Genomic DNA, 1,739 nt, shown 5'->3' with positions numbered 1-1,739 from the left:
GTATGGATGGCAGAAGTTGCAAGCAGCAACACAGGAACAGCTTTCAGCATTTTCATTTTGTTTTTATCTCTTGCGTCTTATAGGAAAGGCAGCAGCTCTTTAGTGAGCCAAACGGTGCCTGACAACGTTATCCGCGGCCTTCAACCGCCTCGGCACCGTTGGAAATGATCACCTCGACACGACGATTCAACTGGCGCGATTGCGCGCTCGTATCGTCGGCCACTGGGTATTCCTTACCGTAGCCCTGGGTCATCATGCGGCTCATGTCGACGCCCAAGCGCTCCAGCGCAAAAGCAACGCTTTGCGCGCGGCGTTCGGACAGACGCTGGTTGAAGGCATCAGAGCCGACGCTGTCGGTGAACCCTTCAATACGCACCTTGCGTTCGGGGTTGTTGATCAAAAAGTCGGCCAGTTGCTGGACATTGCGTTGGTTGCCCGGTTTGAGGCTGGCCTTACCGGTATCGAACAACACATCACCGAAGGTGATCACCTCGCCACGGGGAGTCTGCTGGGCTTTCATCGACTGCAGGGCTTTGAGCTGCTGGGTTCGCACATCCAGCTGTACCTGAGTGCGCTGCACGTCGATGGTGCTCAGGCCGGCTTCGGCCTTACGCCCTAGAATCGTCTGTTCAGCCAGGGCGATTTTTTGCTTGGCGATGTACGCGTACTGATCGATTTGCGGGTCGCGGCGGTTCTGTATGGACAGCAGGTCTGCCTTACCCAACGCCTTAAAGGCGTCCTGGGTATCCAGTGCGGCGAGCGTACTCGACTCAGGTTTGCTCTGAAGCGCAGAAAACAGCGTGCGCGCCTCAATCAATTGTGGGTTTTCGGGTGTGGCAGCACACCCCGTCAACACCAACGCAACGGCGCAAACGCTCGGAAACAACAAAGAAAAACGCATGGCAAACTCCTCAGTTGGACAGTGTCGAGACGGGCTTCACAGCCGCATCGGGGGCCCGCAGCATTTCTTGCTTGAGGACCTGAATACCGTGCTGGGCCGCTTGCAACTCTTTTTGCGACTTCGCGGTGCGTGCCATGCGCTCAGCCAATGCCGAATCGACTTCGATCTGCTCAGCAAGGCCTTTGGCCTGTGCAAAGTTTTTCTCGCCGAGTGCGCGCTCCATCAGAACTGTCTTGTCCTGGGCCGTCTTCATTTGCAGCGGGGCGTACTCAGTCGCACCCGCCGATACCGCTCGACTCAGGGCATTTCTTGCCAGGGAAACCTGCTCATCCGGTGGTGGGGTGCTGGCACAGGCGCTGACGAACAACGTCGCGGTAAGCAGAGCGGACCAGATAACGGTTCTATTCATTACATTCTCCAAACGGTCTAAACACAGTCATGCTCGAAGCCCTCGTCGCTCAAAGGCGCGAGGCAATAGGCATCCACAAGCGCATTGCCCACTGGCAATGCGCCGCGTCTTACTGACGGCTCATTGGGTATCTCTCCTAGATGGGTGACGCTTGGCCCGAAGCGCTCAGCCATGGCAGTGACTTCAGGCTGGCCCACTGAGAGGGGGGATCAATCATGTTCATCAGGGCACCCAGCGAACGGGCGTCTGGCGGGTTGGCGATTGACACACGAGCAGGTGGCGTCGCAGCGGCCAGTGCGAATTCAAGCGAGACGTCTGGGCTTTCGTAAAACAGCACATGACGAATATGCGGTCGCGCTCGACAGAATGCGTGCAGGTCAACGCCGCAAGGCAACGCCAGGGCTTTGTTGACGATGAGCAAATCAAATG

2 protein-coding genes and 1 pseudogene are annotated in these 1,739 nt (G+C 57.2%); all 3 read right to left on the bottom strand.

Features of this window, described 5'->3' with window-relative positions; genetic code table 11:
- Positions 1-127 precede the first annotated feature (127 nt).
- Positions 128-901 (bottom strand): OmpA family protein, encoded by a 774-nt coding sequence (locus tag ACRESD_RS09235; protein ID WP_431750632.1) that lies wholly within the window; start codon positions 899-901, stop codon positions 128-130.
- A 10-nt stretch (positions 902-911) separates the two neighbouring features.
- Positions 912-1,310 (bottom strand): DUF4398 domain-containing protein, encoded by a 399-nt coding sequence (locus ACRESD_RS09230; protein ID WP_431750631.1) that lies wholly within the window; start codon positions 1,308-1,310, stop codon positions 912-914.
- A gap of 136 nt (positions 1,311-1,446) precedes the next feature.
- A pseudogene (locus ACRESD_RS09225) lies at positions 1,447-1,739 on the bottom strand (hypothetical protein); the annotation flags it as partial.

It is taken from the genome of Pseudomonas sp., from assembly GCF_050739995.1.
Lineage (GTDB): Bacteria > Pseudomonadota > Gammaproteobacteria > Pseudomonadales > Pseudomonadaceae > Aquipseudomonas.
Note: the sequence above shows the minus strand (reverse complement) of the source record. Positions and strands in the feature narration are given on the sequence as shown.